The 15,474-nt window shown below is 72.9% G+C and carries 15 protein-coding genes; 9 read left to right on the forward strand and 6 right to left on the reverse strand.

Annotation, left to right across the window (positions count from 1 at the left end; genetic code table 11):
* Window position 1: 1 nt before the first annotated feature.
* A complete protein-coding gene (locus ACGFZS_RS19830; protein WP_393796194.1) occupies window positions 2-349 on the reverse strand; it encodes a DUF488 domain-containing protein in 348 nt (115 codons plus the stop codon).
* A gap of 169 nt (window positions 350-518) precedes the next feature.
* On the opposite strand from ACGFZS_RS19830, the gene ACGFZS_RS19835 reads away from it, so the two are divergent.
* From ACGFZS_RS19835 to ACGFZS_RS19850, 4 genes are read left to right on the forward strand one after another with little or no spacing between them, the layout of a single operon-like run.
* On the forward strand, window positions 519-1,937 hold the full coding sequence (locus tag ACGFZS_RS19835; RefSeq protein WP_393796195.1) for a M1 family metallopeptidase: 1,419 nt from the start codon (window positions 519-521) through the stop codon (window positions 1,935-1,937).
* A gap of 41 nt (window positions 1,938-1,978) precedes the next feature.
* A complete protein-coding gene (locus ACGFZS_RS19840; RefSeq protein WP_393796196.1) occupies window positions 1,979-2,734 on the forward strand; it encodes a L,D-transpeptidase family protein in 756 nt (251 codons plus the stop codon).
* A 31-nt stretch (window positions 2,735-2,765) separates the two neighbouring features.
* Window positions 2,766-3,464 (forward strand): response regulator transcription factor, encoded by a 699-nt coding sequence (locus ACGFZS_RS19845; RefSeq protein WP_365690925.1) that lies wholly within the window; start codon window positions 2,766-2,768, stop codon window positions 3,462-3,464.
* Window positions 3,461-5,320, forward strand: coding sequence for an ATP-binding protein (locus ACGFZS_RS19850; RefSeq protein ID WP_393796197.1), 1,860 nt, complete (start codon window positions 3,461-3,463; stop codon window positions 5,318-5,320). The genes ACGFZS_RS19845 and ACGFZS_RS19850 overlap by 4 nt, the downstream gene beginning before the upstream one ends.
* Here the strand turns inward: ACGFZS_RS19850 and ACGFZS_RS19855 are convergent.
* Both ACGFZS_RS19855 and ACGFZS_RS19860 read right to left on the reverse strand, forming a co-directional pair.
* Window positions 5,313-5,567: a WhiB family transcriptional regulator gene (locus tag ACGFZS_RS19855; protein WP_393796198.1), complete on the reverse strand. Its 255-nt coding sequence runs from the start codon at window positions 5,565-5,567 to the stop codon at window positions 5,313-5,315. The genes ACGFZS_RS19850 and ACGFZS_RS19855 overlap by 8 nt on opposite strands.
* A gap of 114 nt (window positions 5,568-5,681) precedes the next feature.
* A complete protein-coding gene (locus ACGFZS_RS19860) occupies window positions 5,682-6,896 on the reverse strand; it encodes a saccharopine dehydrogenase family protein (protein WP_393796199.1) in 1,215 nt (404 codons plus the stop codon).
* Between the two features lie 122 nt (window positions 6,897-7,018).
* On the opposite strand from ACGFZS_RS19860, the gene ACGFZS_RS19865 reads away from it, so the two are divergent.
* Window positions 7,019-7,711 carry a TetR/AcrR family transcriptional regulator gene (locus tag ACGFZS_RS19865; RefSeq protein WP_393796200.1) on the forward strand — a complete coding sequence of 231 codons (693 nt, stop codon included), beginning with the start codon at window positions 7,019-7,021 and terminating at the stop codon, window positions 7,709-7,711.
* 116 nt (window positions 7,712-7,827) lie between these two features.
* Here ACGFZS_RS19865 and ACGFZS_RS19870 read toward each other — a convergent pair whose 3' ends face one another.
* Entirely contained in the window at window positions 7,828-8,709 is an 882-nt protein-coding gene (locus ACGFZS_RS19870) for a LysR family transcriptional regulator ArgP (protein ID WP_393796201.1), read from the reverse strand.
* A gap of 86 nt (window positions 8,710-8,795) precedes the next feature.
* Here ACGFZS_RS19870 and ACGFZS_RS19875 point away from each other — a divergent pair, with 86 nt between their 5' ends.
* Both ACGFZS_RS19875 and ACGFZS_RS19880 read left to right on the forward strand, forming a co-directional pair.
* Window positions 8,796-9,413: a LysE family transporter gene (locus ACGFZS_RS19875; RefSeq protein ID WP_365690936.1), complete on the forward strand. Its 618-nt coding sequence runs from the start codon at window positions 8,796-8,798 to the stop codon at window positions 9,411-9,413.
* A gap of 96 nt (window positions 9,414-9,509) precedes the next feature.
* Window positions 9,510-10,814 carry an MFS transporter gene (locus ACGFZS_RS19880; protein WP_393796202.1) on the forward strand — a complete coding sequence of 435 codons (1,305 nt, stop codon included), beginning with the start codon at window positions 9,510-9,512 and terminating at the stop codon, window positions 10,812-10,814.
* Window positions 10,815-10,835: 21 nt separating this feature from the next.
* Here ACGFZS_RS19880 and ACGFZS_RS19885 read toward each other — a convergent pair whose 3' ends face one another.
* Window positions 10,836-11,285, reverse strand: a complete 450-nt coding sequence (locus tag ACGFZS_RS19885) for a cyclic nucleotide-binding domain-containing protein (protein WP_355720070.1) — start codon at window positions 11,283-11,285, stop codon at window positions 10,836-10,838.
* 397 nt (window positions 11,286-11,682) lie between these two features.
* Here ACGFZS_RS19885 and ACGFZS_RS19890 point away from each other — a divergent pair, with 397 nt between their 5' ends.
* Window positions 11,683-12,120 carry an ATP-binding protein gene (locus ACGFZS_RS19890; RefSeq protein WP_393796203.1) on the forward strand — a complete coding sequence of 146 codons (438 nt, stop codon included), beginning with the start codon at window positions 11,683-11,685 and terminating at the stop codon, window positions 12,118-12,120.
* 234 nt (window positions 12,121-12,354) lie between these two features.
* Window positions 12,355-13,185 carry a SigB/SigF/SigG family RNA polymerase sigma factor gene (locus tag ACGFZS_RS19895; protein ID WP_393796204.1) on the forward strand — a complete coding sequence of 277 codons (831 nt, stop codon included), beginning with the start codon at window positions 12,355-12,357 and terminating at the stop codon, window positions 13,183-13,185.
* A 30-nt stretch (window positions 13,186-13,215) separates the two neighbouring features.
* Here the strand turns inward: ACGFZS_RS19895 and ACGFZS_RS19900 are convergent, their stop codons facing one another.
* Complete coding sequence (locus tag ACGFZS_RS19900; RefSeq protein ID WP_393796205.1) at window positions 13,216-15,465, reverse strand: FUSC family protein; 2,250 nt, start codon at window positions 15,463-15,465, stop codon at window positions 13,216-13,218.
* Window positions 15,466-15,474 lie beyond the last annotated feature (9 nt).

Genomic DNA, 15,474 nt, shown 5'->3' on the forward strand with positions numbered 1-15,474 from the left:
CCTATTCGGAGAGGAGCCTCGCCACCACCGTGGCGTGGCTCCGCTCCGGTGTCCTCGACGCGGTGAGCAGGGTCACCGGGCCCTTGTGAGCGGACTTCCGCAGGCCGTCCAGGAGCCCGGCGGCCTCGGGGGCGGCCAGCTCCGCCTCGTAGCGGCGGGTGAACTCCTCGTACGTGCCACCGTCGTGGAACCAGCGGCGCAGCTCGTTCGACGGCGTCAGCCCCTTGGGCCACTCGTCCACGTGCGCCTCCTCCTTGGACATCCCGCGCGGCCACAGCCGGTCCACCAGGACCCGGACCCCGTCCTCGGGCTCGGGCGTTTCGTAGATCCTGCGCACGCGCACGCTCACGGTCGGGCACCTCTCGGGTCGGCGACGGTGCCGCGAGCGTACGCGGCGGGCCCGCGCCACCGGCTGCCGACGCGGCTCGCTTTGACCAGAATGAGGGGGAAGCACAGACGCCCGCGCGCCTAGTCTGTGGGCCACTGATCATCGGCCACCCCCCTTCGAAGGAGCGCATGTGCTGGGTGCAAGCAGAGGTACCGGTACCGCAGTCCTCCGCCGCGAGGCCGTCCTCGCCACCGTCCCGGTCGCCGTGGCGGCCCTGCTCGCCGCCGCCGGACCGGCCTCGGCGGGCACCATAGGCGCCGCCGGCGCGGGCGACCCGTACTTCCCGCTCAGCGGCAACGGCGGCTACCACGTCAGCCACTACGACCTGACGCTCCGCTACGACACCTCCTCCCGTCACCTCGACGGCAAGGCCGTCCTCACCGCCCGCGCCACCCAGAAGCTCACCCGCTTCGACCTCGACCTCAAGGGCCTCAAGGTCACCCGGGTCACCGTCGACGGCCGGGCGGCCCGCTTCAGCCGCAGCGGACAGGAACTCGCCGTCACCCCCTCGCGGGCACTGGCCAAGGGCCGGGACTTCAAGGTCACCGTGGCCTACAACGGCACGCCCAAGCCGGTCACCGACCCGGACGGTTCGGACGACGGCTGGATCCGCACCGACGACGGCGCCTTCGTCGCGGGCGAGCCGCAGGGCGCCATGACCTGGTTCCCGGCCAACAGCCACCCCAAGGACAAGTCGTCGTACGACTTCACCATCACCGTCCCCAAGGGGCGCACCGCCGTCGCCAACGGCGTCCTCCTCGGACAGCACACGTCCGACGGCCGTACGACCTTCCGCTGGCGGCAGAGCGAGCCGATGGCCGCCTACCTCGCCACCGCGACCGTCGGCAAGTTCAAGGTCGAGCAGTACACCACCCGGGACGGGATCAAGGTGTACAACGCGGTCGACCCGCGGGAGGCGAGCGGCTCGGCGGCCGTGCTGAAGAAGCTGCCGTCGGTGCTGGAGTGGGAGAGCAAGCTGTTCGGGCCGTACCCGTTCCGCTCCGCCGGGTCCATCGTCGACCACGCGCCGGACGTCGGCTACGCCCTGGAGACCCAGGGCCGGCCGATCTACGACTCGGCGCCGGACCTGGACACGCTCGTGCACGAGAACGCCCACCAGTGGTTCGGCGACTCCGTCTCGGTCACCGCCTGGAAGGACATCTGGCTCAACGAGGGCTTCGCGACCTACACCGAGTGGCTGTACGACGAGCAGCACGGGGGCGACAGCGCGCAGAAGACCTTCGACGCGCTGTACGCGAAGCCCGCGAGCGACGGGTTGTGGGCCTATCCGCCCGGGAACCCGGGCAGCGGGGCGAACATCTTCGGCACACCGGTGTACGAGCGGGGTGCGATGACCCTGCACGAGCTGCGCAAGGCCGTGGGGGACACGGACTTCTTCCGGATCCTGCGGGCCTGGGCCGCCCAGCACCGCTACGGGCACGGCACGACCGCGGAGTTCGTGAAGCTGGCCGAGAAGGAGTCGGGCAAGGACCTGGGTCCGCTGTTCCAGACCTGGCTGTACCAGCAGGGCAAGCCGAACCAGGCCTGAATCCTGACCAGTTCCTTACAAATCTGCGTCACGCTCGCTCCATGATCCATCGCAGAACCGCCGTCGCCCTCGTCGCCTCCCCCCTGCTGCTCTCCGGCTGCGGGGGTGGCGCCGAGGCCGCGCCGAACCGGCCGGACGACAGCCGCCCGGACGACAGCCCGGCGACCGGGACGACGGCCACCCCCACACCCGAGAGCAGCACCTCGCAGGCGACCGGCATACCCGGGCTCGGACCGAGGACCACGGCCGTGATACCCGAGCGGGCCGAACAGGTCGTCGTCGCCAGCGGCCGCGGCAAGGACTCGCCCCTGTCCACCGTCGTCCTCTACGAGCGCGACGACACCGCCTGGCAGCCCGGCGCCCATTGGCCCGCGCACAACGGCAGGGACGGCTGGAGCGACCATCATCTGGCCGGGGACCTGCGCTCGCCCGTCGGGGTCTACGGGCTCACCGACGCCGGAGGGCTGCTGCGGGACCCCGGGAGCAGGCTGCCCTACCACCAGTCCTCCGGTTTCTACTCACCCGGCACCGGCTTCGAGGGCGAGCCGCTGGAGGGCTCCTTCGACTACGTCGTCGCCATCAACTACAACCGCGAGCCGGGGACCTCGCCGCTCGACTGGACCCGGCCGCTGGGCGCGAGCCGGGGCGGCGGGATCTGGCTGCACGTCGACCACGGCGGCCCGACCCACGCCTGTGTCAGTGTCGCGAAGGCGCACATGAAGGAGCTGCTGCGCACCCTCGACCCGGACCGGCATCCGGTCGTCGTCATGGGGCACGCCGACTGGCTCGCCCTGTAGGCCGCCGGTACTCCGCTTAGGATCCGAACTCGTGTGCGCACATGTGCTGGTCGCCGAGGACGACGAGATGCAGGCCGAGCTGATCCGGCGCTCCCTGCTGGCCGAGGGCCATACCGCGACCGTGGTCCATGACGGGGCCGCGGCGCTGGACGCGGCGCGCCGGCTCGGGCCCGACCTGGTCGTGCTCGACCTGATGCTCCCGGTGATCGACGGCTTCGGCGTCTGCCGGGTGCTGCGCGGCGGCGACCCGGAGATTCCCGTGCTGATGCTCACGGCCCGCTCCGAGGAGGAGGACGTGCTGCTCGGCCTGGAACTGGGCGCCGACGACTACATGACCAAGCCGTACAGCCCACGGGAGCTGATGGCCCGGATCCGGACCATCCTGCGGCGCAGCGGGCGCGCCGCCGCCGTCCGGGAGGAGCCCGCCGTGATCGCCGCCGGCCTCAGCGTCGATCCCGTACGGCACGAGGTCCGCTGCGACGGGGTACCGGTGGAGGTGACCCCGGCCGAGTTCCAGATCCTGCTCGCCATGGCCGGGGAACCCGACCGGGTGTTCACCCGGCGGCAACTGCTGCAGTGCACCCGCGGCTTCGACCGGTCCTCCACCGAACGGGCCGTCGACGTGCACGTGATGAACCTGCGCCGGAAGATCGAGGCCGATCCCCGGCGGCCGGTGCGGCTGCTGACCGTGTTCGGCGTCGGCTACAAGCTGAGCGGCGGCCGCCCGTGAAGCCGCGCATACCCTGGCGCAAACGGCTGCTGGTCCGGCTGCTGTTCACCTCGGTGCTGATCGCCGTGTGCTCCGTCGCCGCCACCGCCTGGCTCGCCGTGACGACCACCACCAGCGCGCTGGAGGAGGAGCAGGGACAGGACCTGGCAGCCGACAACAAGATCCTCGCCCAGCTCAGCGGGTACGCGGCGGACCACCCCGACTGGACCGGCGTCCAGCACACCGTGCGGGCACTGGCGGCCAAGACCGGCCGCCGGATCGCCCTGACCACCCCCGACCGCACCCTGATCGCCGACTCGGCGCCCCACGACACCCCGCTGCCGCCCCGGCCGGCCGCCGCCGTGGACCCGCTGCACACCGACACCTACACCGAGTTCGGCGCCCAGCTCAGCGGCATCGACCCGCGCGCGGTGGGCCCGTTCCTGCTGACCGCCCAGGAGCGCGCCAAGCTGGAGGCGGTCGCGCAGAAGGAGCGGTCCTGCTTCGACCGCTTCGGCATCCACGCCACCGTCCAGCACACCCCGAGCGGGCGGCCCCACGTCATCGTCGACGACGCCCGGGACGCTCCCCTCGAACTCAAGGTCGGCTGCGGCAACGTCTACGGTGAGGCGACCGCCGACACGCACGACGCGCTCGACTTCCCTATGCCCACCGAGACCCAGGCCCTCACCGCGCTGGCGGACCTGGCCCGCCCCTGCCTGCGGGCCCGGGACCTGGACCTCGGCGGCAAGCTCTTCCTCAGCTACGACACGACCGGCCGCAACCCCGTCTCCGGAGCCTTCCTGGTCACCAAGAAGGGCGTCGAGCGGACGACGGACCAGACCGCGAAGAACTGCATCACCAACGCCCGCCGCACCCAGCTCGAACCCTATGTCGCCCCGGCCGCCGAACTCTTCCTCGGCATCGGCGACCAGACCGCGCCCCGCTTCGACATGTCCCGGGCCAACAAGACGAAGATCGTCGGCGCGGCCGGCCTGGTCCTCGCCGTCACGGTCGCCGTCACCGCCGTGGTCGCCACCCGTCTGGTACGACCGCTGCGCGCGCTCACCGTCGCCGCGCGGCAGCCCCCCGAACTGCACGTCCGGGCGCCGGTGCGGACCCGAGACGAGACCGGCCTGCTGGCCGAGGCGTTCAACGACCTCACCGAGCGCCGGGAACGCCTGGAGGAGCAGCGCAAGGCGATGGTCAGCGACATCGCCCACGAACTGCGCAGCCCGCTCACCAACATCCGGGGCTGGCTGGAGGTCACCCGGGACGGCGTGGTCGACCCCGACCCGGCGCTGCTGTCCTCGCTGCACGAGGAGGCCCTGGTCCTCCAGCGGATCATCGACGACCTCCAGGACCTGGCCGCCGCCGACGCCGGCACCCTGCGCGTGCACCGCGAGCAGGTCCGGGCCGCGGAGCTGCTCGACCAGGTGGCCGCCGCCCACCGGGTCGCCGCCGACGCGGCCGGAGTCGCCCTGCTGACCGACGCCCAGGGCACGGCCTGGCTGGACGCCGACCCGGTCAGGATGCGGCAGGCCCTCGGCAACCTGGTCTCCAACGCGATCCGGCACACCCCCGCCGACGGCACGGTCACGCTGACCGCCCGCAGGGACGGCGACGATGTGCTCCTGACCGTCACCGACACGGGCAAGGGCATCGCCCCCGACGATCTCCCGCACGTCTTCGAGCGGTTCTGGCGGGCGGAGAAGTCCCGCAGCCGCCGCACCGGGGGCAGCGGGCTCGGCCTGCCGATCGTCCGGCACCTGGTCGCCGCCCACGACGGGACCGCCGAGGCGCGCAGCGAGCCGGGCAAGGGCGCCGAGTTCACCCTGCGGCTGCCGGCGGCCGAGGCCCCGGCCGACGTCAGCTGAACCGGCGCGCCGCCGCCTGCCTGCGCCGGGCCAGCAGCCGGCGCTCGGCCTCGGTCGTCCCGCCCCAGACGCCGACGGTCTGCCCGGTCCCCATCGCCCAGCGCAGACACGGGTCCTGGACCGGACAGCGCTCACAGACGGCCTTCGCACGCCGCGTCTGCCGCAGCGACGGGCCGGTGGTACCGATCGGGAAGAACAGGTCGGGGTCCTCGTCGCGGCACTCGGCGTGCTCTCGCCAGTCGTCCATCGAAGTCACCTGCGATCCAAGTCGACTCTGCCGTTTCGGGTGCGCGTTGCTCGGCTCCGGGTCACCACCGCGGACGCGGTCGAAACGGCCAAGTCCCTTGGAAAACGCGGGCGGTCACTGCTCGCGCAGGCCCCAGGGCGAGCCGTACTCGGTCAGCAGGTCGAGGAACGGGCGGGCCGGGAACGCCTCCGGGCCGAGGACGCCCGAGCCCGACCACGCGCCGGTGGCCAGGAGTTCGAGGGCGACGACCGGGTTGAGGGCCGTCTGCCACACCACGGCCTGACTACCGTACTCCGACATGGACCACTCGTTGTCGACAACGTGGTAGAGATACACCTCGCGCGGCCGCCCGTCCTTCGTCCCGCGCACCCAGGTCCCCGCGCAGGTCTTGCCGCGCATCCGGTCGCCGAGCGTCGCGGGATCGGGCAGCGAGGCCGCGACCACGTCCCGGGGCGACACCGCGACCGGCCCGTCCGGCCCCGGCACGGTCACCGGCGCGGTGGCGTCCAGGCCCAGCAGGTGCAGCGTCTTGAGCGTGTCGATGAACTCCTGCCCGAGCCCGTACTTGAAGGTGACCCGCCGGGCGTCCACCCAGCGCGGCACCAGCAGCACCTCCTCGTGCTCCACGTTCACGCACTCCACCGGCCCGATGCCGTCAGGGAAGTCGAACACCTCGGGCTCGCTGAACGGGGCGGTGGTGAACCAGCCGCGCCCCTTCTCGTACACGACGGGCGGGTTGAGGCACTCCTCGATCGTGGTCCAGATGCTGAAGGAGGGCGCGAAGTCATAGCCGTCCACCGTCAGGTTCGCGCCGTCACGGATGCCGATCTCCTCGATCTCGTCGAAGAGCTCGTCGGCCGCGTACCGGGCGAACACGTCGGACATCCCGGGCTCCACCCCCATCCCGACCAGCGCCAGCGCGCCCGCCCGCTCCCACTCCCCGGCCAGCGCGAACTGCTCGTCGCCCAGCTTCACCCCGCACTCCTCGTAGGGGCGCTCGGCATGCGGCCGGGACAGCGACATCGCCATGTCGACATAGCCGGCACCGGCGGTGCGGGCGGCCCGGAACAGGGGCATGACGAAACGCGGGTCGGTGGCGTTGAGCAGCACGTCGCAGCCGTGCCGGGCCAGCAGCGCGGCCACGGCCGCCTCGTCACCGGCGTCCACCCGCTCGGCCCGGAACCGGTCGTCGCCGACCGCCGCCACGGCCGCCTCGGCGCGGGCCGGGTCGTAGTCGGCGACCACCATCGCCTCGAAGAACGGACGACGGGCCGCGATCCGGGTGACGGCGGTGCCCACACCACCGGCTCCCACGAGCAGTACACGCATGCGGGGATCTCCTCCACAGACAGGGGTTCGGGTACGGGCGCGCCTTGGCCGGAATCAAACGCCCGGCCGTCACGTAAGGTCAATGGTGTTGGCATAAGACGTGGACGCCAGGAGAGTGTGCGATGCCCAAACCGGTCGTCCCGGAGGAGAAGCGCCGCCGGCGTCGCCCCACCCGCGCCGGCACCGTGCTGTCGGAGGACCTGATCGTGGCGGCCGCGCTGCGCCTGCTGCGCGAGCACGGCAGCGCGGGCCTCACCGCCCGCCGGCTGGGCCTGGCCCTCGACTGCGACCCCAGTACCCTCTACCGCTACTTCCGGGGCATGGACGACCTCACCCTGGCGATCGGCGACGCCGTCATCGGCCAGGCGCTGGCCGGCTGGGCGCCGACGGGGGAGTGGCGCACCGACCTGCGCACCATCGGCCTGCGCATCCACGCCCAGTACGTGGCCCACCCGCAGGCCGCCCTCCTGACCACGAACCGCGTGACAGGACGCGCCCACGAACTCGCCGCCGACGAGGCGATCCTCGACGTCCTGCGCACGGCCGGCTTCCCCCTCCCCGAAGCCGTACGCGTCTACCACGCCTTCATCGACCAGACCCTCGCCTTCGCGGCCCTGGACGCGGCCTCCCTGGCCCTCCCCAAGGACTCCCAACGCGCCGACGAGGACAAGTGGAACTCCACCTACGCCCGCCTCCCACCCACGACCCACCCACGCATCGCGGAAGCGGCGCCCCTGCTGGCGAAGCGCATGGTGACGAGCGCCTATCCAGCGGCCTTGGAGATGCTCCTGGACAGCGCGGGACGGTCCTTGTAGACGCCCCGACGGAAACGCGCCCCAAAGGGGCGCGGGGCTGTGTAAATATGCGGCTCCGCCGCGTGGGCGCGACCAGCCCCCACCCACCCGCACTCGCCTCACCACAGGCTGACCCCCTACGGCCGGCGCAACGCACCCCCCGCCGTACGCACCACCGCCTCCGCAACCGCCCCCAAAGCAGGGGAATCCAGCTTCCACTGCTGCCAGTACAACGGCACGTCCACCCACAAAGCATCACCGAGCCGCACCAACCCCCCCTCCCGCACCCGCGGTTCCGCCTGCGGCTCCGGCACCATCCCCCACCCCAGCCCGGCCGTCACCGCGTCCACGAACCCCTCCGACGTCGGCACGTAGTGCCGCAGCGCACTCGCGCCCGCGCCCCCCAATCGTCGTACGAACCCGTCCTGGAAGTCGTCCACCCGGTCGAACACGATCACCGGCGCCTCGGCGAGCGCCACCACCAGCTCCCCCGTCACCCACTCAGCCGCGAACTCCGGCGCCGCCACCGGCAGGTACCGCATCCGCCCCAGCGCCCGCACGGAGCAGCCCGGCACCGGATCCGGGGACGAGGTCACCGCCGCCATCACCAGCCCCTCCCGCAGCAGCGCGGCCGTGTGGTCCTCGTCCTCCCGCCGCAGTTCGACGAAGACGCGCGGCAGCCCGGTCAGCGCCGCCAGGAACCACGTCGCCAGCGAGTCCGCGTTGACCGCGACCGATACCCGGGTCGGCTCCCCGGCACCGCTCATGCCCAGCTCACCGCGCGCGTCCCGCTCCAGCCGCGCCAACTGCCGGGCGAACCGCACCAGCACCTCGCCCGACTCGGTCGGCCGTACCGGCTTGGTCCGCTGCAGCAGCACCCGGCCGGTCCGCTGCTCCAGCGCCTTCACCCGCTGGCTGACCGCCGACGGCGTCACATGCAGGGCCGCGGCCGCCGCGTCGAACGTGCCCTCGTCCACCACCGCCAGCAGGGTCCGCACCTGGTCGAGGGGAAGCTCCACCGTCCCACTCCCGTCTTCAGCTGCGCTAAGGGTACGTAAAAATCTTTAGCTGTACGTCCGGAGATCGCTTCCCTACCGTCGAAGGCATGTCCAGCTCCCTCACCGCCGCTGCCGCCGGCTTCGGCAGCGGCCTCTCGCTCATCGTCGCCATCGGCGCCCAGAACGCCTTCGTCCTGCGCCAGGGCGTACGCCGGGACGCGGTCCTCGCCGTCGTCGGCATCTGCGCCCTGTCCGACGCCGTCCTCATCGCCCTCGGGGTCGGCGGGGTGGGCGCGATCGTCGTGGCCTGGCCGGACGCGGTGCGGGCGGTCGGTCTGATCGGCGGTGTCTTCCTGCTCTGCTACGGCGTACTGGCCGCCCGCCGGGTGCTCAGGCCCGGCACCGGCGCCCTGGTCGCCGAGGGCGAGGCGGCCGGCTCCCGGCGGCGCGCGGTGCTCACCTGCCTGGCCATGACCTGGCTCAACCCGCATGTCTACCTGGACACCGTGTTCCTGCTCGGCTCCCTCGCCGCCGACCGGGGCGACCTGCGCTGGACCTTCGGCCTCGGTGCCGCGCTGGCCAGCCTCTGCTGGTTCGCGGCCCTCGGCTTCGGCGCCCGGCTGCTCGGCCGGTACCTCGCCCGGCCGGCCGCCTGGCGGGTGCTGGACGGGCTGGTGGCCCTGACCATGATCGGCCTCGGTCTGATGCTGGTAGCCGGATCCTGAGACAACTGGTCCGGCCGTCACGGAAGGTGCTGGGATAGTGAACCCGAACAGGAAAGATGTAGCGGGCACCAAGAGGACCAGGACACCAGGAACTCCGTGGACACCAGCGAGAGCGGCACCCAGTCCGGCACAGCGAACCCCGACGACACGGCGGCGGCCCCGCCCCGGCGCGGCTGGCGCCACTGGGCGATGGACACCCGTCCGCTGGCCGTGCCCGCCTACCGGCGGCTGTGGTCCTCGACGATCGTCACCTCGGTCGGCAGCCAGCTCACCGCGGTGGCCGTGCCCAAGCAGATCTACGACATCACCGGCTCCTCGGCCTGGGTCGGCGCCGCCAGCCTCGCCGGGCTGCTGCCGCTGATCGTGTTCGCGCTGTGGGGCGGCGCGGTCGCCGACGCCATGGACCGCCGCAAGCTGCTGCTGATCACCAACATGGGCATCGCCGTCACCTCGCTGCTGTTCTGGCTGCAGGCCGTCACGGGCCTGGAGTCCGTGGCCGCGCTGATGGTGCTGCTCGCCCTGCAGCAGGCGTTCTGGGGGCTGAACGCCCCGGCCCGCACCGCCTCCATCGCCCGGCTCGTCCCCGAGGCGCAGCTGCCCGCCGCCAACGCCCTGGGATCCACGGTGATGCAGACCGGCCAGGTGGTCGGGCCGCTGCTCGCCGGTGCCCTGATCCCCGTCATCGGCCTGCCCGAGCTGTACCTGATCGACGCGCTGGCGCTGTGCGTGACGGTGTGGGCGGTCTACCGGCTGCCCGCGCTGCCGCCGCTGGCGGGCGCGGCGGCCCGGCGGGCCGGGGTGCGCGAGATCGTGGAGGGGTTCCGCTACATCTCCCTGCACAAGGTGCTGCTGCTGTCGTTCCTCGCCGACATCATCGCGATGGTCCTCGGCATGCCCCGCGCCCTGTTCCCGCAGCTGGCCGCCCAGACCTACGGCTCCTACGGCGAAGGGCTCGCGCTCGGCCTGCTGTTCGCGGCGATCCCGATCGGCGCGGTGCTCGGCGGGCTCTTCTCCGGCACCTTCTCCCGGGCGCGCCGGCACGGCTGGATGGTGATCGGCGCGGTGGTCGGCTGGGGAGCCGCGATCGCCGGGTTCGGGCTGAGCCGCAACCTCTGGATCGCCGTGGCCTTCCTGGCCGCCGCCGGGGTCGCCGACATGGTCTCGATGGTCTTCCGGGGCGCGATCCTGCTGTCCGCCGCGACGGACGAGATGCGCGGCCGGATGCAGGGCGTGTTCACGGTGGTGGTCGCGGGCGGTCCGCGCCTCGCCGACGTCCTGCACGGCACCATGGGGTCCGTGTTCGGCCCGCGGGCGGCCGTCGCGGGCGGCGGTCTGCTGGTCGTGGCCGTGATGCTGACCCTGGCCGCGGCGGTCCCCGCCCTGCGCCGCTACCGCGTCTGAGCCCCCGACCGCCTCCGAGCCTCAGACGGGCCGTCGTCCGACGTAGGCGTCCAGCAGTTTGCCCCGGGTGATCTCCAGCCGGCTGGCGAGGATCTCGGCGACGGTCCGCACCAGCGAGAGCCCGAGCAGCGGGTCCTCCACGGACAGCGCGAGCACGGCCGCGGCGTCGTACTCGTAGGCCCGTACCTGGCTGAAGGCCACCGCGCCGAAGTCCCAGGTGTACGGCGGGAACAGCCACGACCAGCCGAGCAGGTCGCCGGCGCCGAGGCTGGCGACGGTGACCCGCTTGTGGGAGGTCACCTCCTGGTCCAGGTTGACCGCGCCCGAGCGGATCACCCAGAAGCGGTCCGCCGTGCCGCCCGCCTCGAAGATCCTGGTGTCCTCGGGGAAGGAGACCTCGTGAGCCAGTTCCATGAGGCGCTCGCGCTGCGCCTGGGGCAGAGCGGTCAGCAGTTTGATGGCTTTGGTCATGGCGCGGGGCTCCTCGCCGGCGAGGGTACGGGGGTTTCCCTACGCCCATTTCAGCCGCTGCCGCCGCGCCGGGCACCTCGAAGGACCGGGGCGGGCCGCCCGGGAGCCGTGCGGGCAGTAAAAAGCCCTGGCTGGACGGGGGAGGCCAGCCAGGGCCGTCAAAGGTGGTCCGGGAGGACCTTACGTCTACTCCTCGACCACTTATGGGTGAACGCTAAACCATCCGGGGCGATTTCGCGCTACCGGGAACAGGTTAAGTGACCCGTTTCACTTTGGGGAAGCCCTTGCGGCCCCCGGATGCGTTTGGACGCGCCCCGAGCGGTCAGCCGAACCAGGAGAGACCGTGCGGAGGGGGGGCACGGCAGCCCAACCGGTCCACCACGCAAGGAGCGAAGGGATGCGCGAGACGTATCGGACCGAACCTGCCCTGGCAGCACACGAATTCCGTCGGCCGTCGTCGTCGCCGTCGTCGTCGCTGCGACCGGCCGACGCCCGCAGAGCGGTCCGCGGCGCGCTCGCCTCGCGGGACGTGCCCTGCGCCGCCGAGGCGCTCGCTGACGCCCTGCTCGTCACCTCGGAACTGACCACCAACGCGATCCTGCACGGCGGCGGGGTCACCGGCTTCCATGTCGACGTCGACGGCTGCGCCGTGCGCGTCTCGGTCAGCGACCGCAGCGACGAGGTGCCGGTGACCGCCCCGGCCGCCGACGACCGGGAGCGCTGGCGGCCCGGCGGCCGGGGCTGGCCCATCGTCTGCCGGCTGGCCCGGGACGTGGAGATCGCCGGACTGCCCCGAGGGGGCAAGCGGATCACCGCCGTGGTGCCGCTGACCTGAGCCGGCGAACCGAACGTCCGGCGGCGGTGTTTGCGCCCGGTGCGAAGGGGCACGCGGACTGTTGTGCTTCGGACCGGAGGCGCGCGCCGACGGGAGCAGTCCCTGCACGGCGCCCGGGCCCGCACAGCGGTCCTGGCGGTGCTCCCGCGGCGACCCCGACACCGCAGTCCGGGTCGAGTCCCGGAACCACGTTCCGGTGATGCCCTGAAACCCACAGTTCAGGAGCGATTCCGCATGCTCACCGACTTGTCGACCAGCCGTTCCCGCACGCCCGACCGCACCACCCGGGACACGCCCCGGCGTGTCCACGACGACGCCCCCGACACCGCCGCCCGCTTCGCCCGCCTGGCCGCCCTCGGCGACGGCCCCGAGCGGAACGCGCTGCGCGACGAACTGGTGGCCGCCTGGCTGCCGATGGCCCACCGCATCGCCGGCCGCTTCCGCGACCGCGGCGAGGCCGTCGAGGACCTGCGCCAGGTCGCGGCCCTCGGCCTGGTCAAGGCCGTCGACCGCTACGACCCCGCCCGCGGCGCCTTCGAGAGCTACGCGGTGCCCACCGTCACCGGCGAGGTCAAGCGGCACTTCCGCGACCGGATGTGGGCGCTGCGCGTGCCCCGCCGGGTCCAGGAACTGCGCAACCGGGTCCGGGTGGCCCGCCGCGAACTCACCCAGCTCCCCGGCACCCCCGAACCCACCGCCGCCGACCTCGCCGCCCACACCGGCCTGACCGAGGGCGAGGTCGCCGCCGGCCTGGAGGCCCTGGACAGCTACAGCACCCTCTCCCTGGACGCCGAACTCGCCGCGGGCGACGAGGGGTACAGCCTCGCCGAGACCCTCGGGGCGGCCGACGGCTCCTACGACGTCGTCATCGACCGGGAGGCGGCCAAGGAAGGCCTGCGCCGGCTCCCCGAACGCGAACGCGCCATCCTCTACATGCGCTTCTTCGAGGACATGACGCAGAGCCGGATAGCCGACCGCCTGGGCATCTCCCAGATGCACGTCTCCCGCCTCATCAGCCGCAGCTGCGCCCGGGTCCGCGCCGAGGCCCTGGGCGGGTCCGCCTGATCCCGCCTCGGGGGCCGCGGTGACGCACCGTCAGGCGGCGCGTGCCCCGACCGGTACCTTCAACGGACGGGCCAGGCCGGTCACCGCCTCGTCGAGGCGCTGCAGATGGCGCAGCACCCGGTCGGTCACCCGGCCGTAGCGCGGGGCGCCCAGCGTGCCGGGCTGCAGCATCGCCGCGATGCTGGGGCCGGTCTCGATCTCGGGGACGGGGCGCCGGCCGGCCACCTGGGCGCTGATCGCCTCGATGTTGTGCACGATCCGCCGGCCCGCCCCGCGCAGCCGGGGATCCGCCGCGATCGCCGGATGGGTGGGCAGCAGCTCCGCCGTCGCCGCGAGGGACCGCGCGTGGTAGGCGCAGGTCTCCAGGAGCGCCACCACATAGCGCGCGGTGTCCCGGCGGGAGCGCAGCGGGGTGATGGGATGCGTCAGCGGCTGCACGGCCGCCCGCAGATCGGCCAGCGCCTGGTCCAGGTCACGGGCCTTCTCCACCAGGTCGACCGGTGCCGCCCCGCTCAACTGGTCGGCGGCGGCCCGGGTCACGTCGGCCAGCCGGTCCAGCGTCTCGACGAGCAGTTCGTCGGTACGGCGGTCGGTGTGCACCGGCAGCACCACCGCCGCCGCGATGACCCCGCACACCGCGCCGAGCGCCGTCTCCGCGATCCGCAGCACCAGGACGTCCAGGCTGTAGGTGTTCAGCAGCGTGTACAGCAGGCCCAGCATCGCCGTCACGAAGAACGACATCAGGGTGTACGACAGCGGCGCCGAGTAGAACATCGCGAAGATGAAGAGCAGCACCAGCCCGAACGCCGTCCAGGTGTGGTGCCCGACCAGGCCCGCGAGCCCGATGCCGGCCACCACCCCGAGGACCGTGCCGAGCAGCCGCCGGTAGCCCTTCACCAGGATCTCGCCGGTGGACGCGGTGTTGATGAACACGATCCAGCAGGTCAGCACCGCCCAGTACCAGCGCTGCGCGGACAGGAACTCGCCGCCGACCATGGCCAGCGCCGAGCCGACCGCCACCTGCACCGCCGCCCGGGTGGTGGGCCGGTGCAGCCCGGTCTCCTCCTCGGACTTCCCGTCCCGCTCCTCGGTGCCCTCGATCGCCGCGTCCTCGGCGTCCAGTTCCTCGCGGGACCGGGAGGTCGCCGGGGTGTCGTCGGACTCGTCCTGCGGCCCGTCCAGCGCGATCCGCAGCCCCAGCACCGCCCGCGCCGCCTCGCCGATGCCCCGGAAGACGTCCTGGACGGCCGGGGAGGCGGGCGGCAGGTTCTCCTCCTCGCGGTAGCCGAGGAGCCGGTTGCGCAGCCCGGACAGCGCGGTCCCCGCCTCCGGGCCGGCCGGCCGCAGCCCCAGCAGCCGCAGCGCCTCCAGATCCAGCCGCAGCCGCTCCATCGCCTCGTCCCGCACCGGCTCCCGGGCGGCCGACGGCAGCGGGGCGCCCGGCAGATGCAGGGTGAGCGTGTCCGCCCGCCGCGCGCTGCGGGCGGTGAGCAGCAGTAGCCCGAGCCGCTCGGCGGCGATCTCGGCGTCCGCGATCCGGCGCTGCACCAGCCGGGCCACCGCCTCGTCGGAGGTGCCGTCCGCGAGCCGCCCCTGGATCAGCAGCGCCGTCTCGTGCAGCCGGGCCGTCCTGACCCGGACCTCCTCCACCGTCCTGTCCAGCTCCTCCGGCCCGGCGTCGAGCAACTCGGCCTGCGCGGAGACCAGTTGCCCGAACCGGGCCCGGAACGCCCGCCGCAGCCGGTCGAGGATGCCTGCGGCTGTCTGCCGTACGAGCACGAAACGCGCCACCGCCGCGCTGCCGAAGGCCACCGCGATCGTCACGTACAGACCCGGCAGCGCGGTCAGGGTCGCGTGCACGAACAGCGAGGCGAAGTAGATCTGGAAGCCGATCAGGCCCAGCGCCGTGCCCCGGTCGCCGAAGCGACGGCCGTAGACCGCGCTGAAGATGAGCGCCACGAAGAACAGGTCGCCGATCACGATCCGGGAGTTGAGCAGCGCGCCCAGCGACATGGAGGCCAGCGCCACCGGCAGACCGAGGGCGAGCGTGACGGCCTGGGCGCGGGCCTGCTTCTCCCGGATCGCGAAGGTGGCGACCATCGCCGTGATCGCTCCGGCCACCAGATGCGACACGTCGGCCCGCAGTGCCGCGAGGACGGCCAGGGTGAGGGCGATCGAGGTGACCGTGCGCAGCCCGGCGGTGAAGCGGAGCAGCCCGGGGTCGGCCGCGGCGAGCCGCCCCCTGACCTCCGCCCACGCCGGCCGGCCCGCCGCGCTCACTCCGCCGCG

Origin of the sequence: Streptomyces sp. NPDC048288 (genome assembly GCF_043201555.1) — a bacterium.
Lineage (GTDB): Bacteria > Actinomycetota > Actinomycetes > Streptomycetales > Streptomycetaceae > Streptomyces.

Coding starts and splice junctions, on each gene's coding strand:
- ACGFZS_RS19890 (WP_393796203.1), top strand. CDS start 11,683: ATGCGCGAGACGTATCGGACCGAACCTGCCCTGGCAGCACACGAATTC.
- ACGFZS_RS19885 (WP_355720070.1), bottom strand. CDS start 11,285: ATGACCAAAGCCATCAAACTGCTGACCGCTCTGCCCCAGGCGCAGCGC.
- ACGFZS_RS19895 (WP_393796204.1), top strand. CDS start 12,355: ATGCTCACCGACTTGTCGACCAGCCGTTCCCGCACGCCCGACCGCACC.
- ACGFZS_RS19855 (WP_393796198.1), bottom strand. CDS start 5,567: ATGGACGACTGGCGAGAGCACGCCGAGTGCCGCGACGAGGACCCCGAC.
- ACGFZS_RS19875 (WP_365690936.1), top strand. CDS start 8,796: ATGTCCAGCTCCCTCACCGCCGCTGCCGCCGGCTTCGGCAGCGGCCTC.
- ACGFZS_RS19840 (WP_393796196.1), top strand. CDS start 1,979: ATGATCCATCGCAGAACCGCCGTCGCCCTCGTCGCCTCCCCCCTGCTG.
- ACGFZS_RS19860 (WP_393796199.1), bottom strand. CDS start 6,896: ATGCGTGTACTGCTCGTGGGAGCCGGTGGTGTGGGCACCGCCGTCACC.
- ACGFZS_RS19865 (WP_393796200.1), top strand. CDS start 7,019: ATGCCCAAACCGGTCGTCCCGGAGGAGAAGCGCCGCCGGCGTCGCCCC.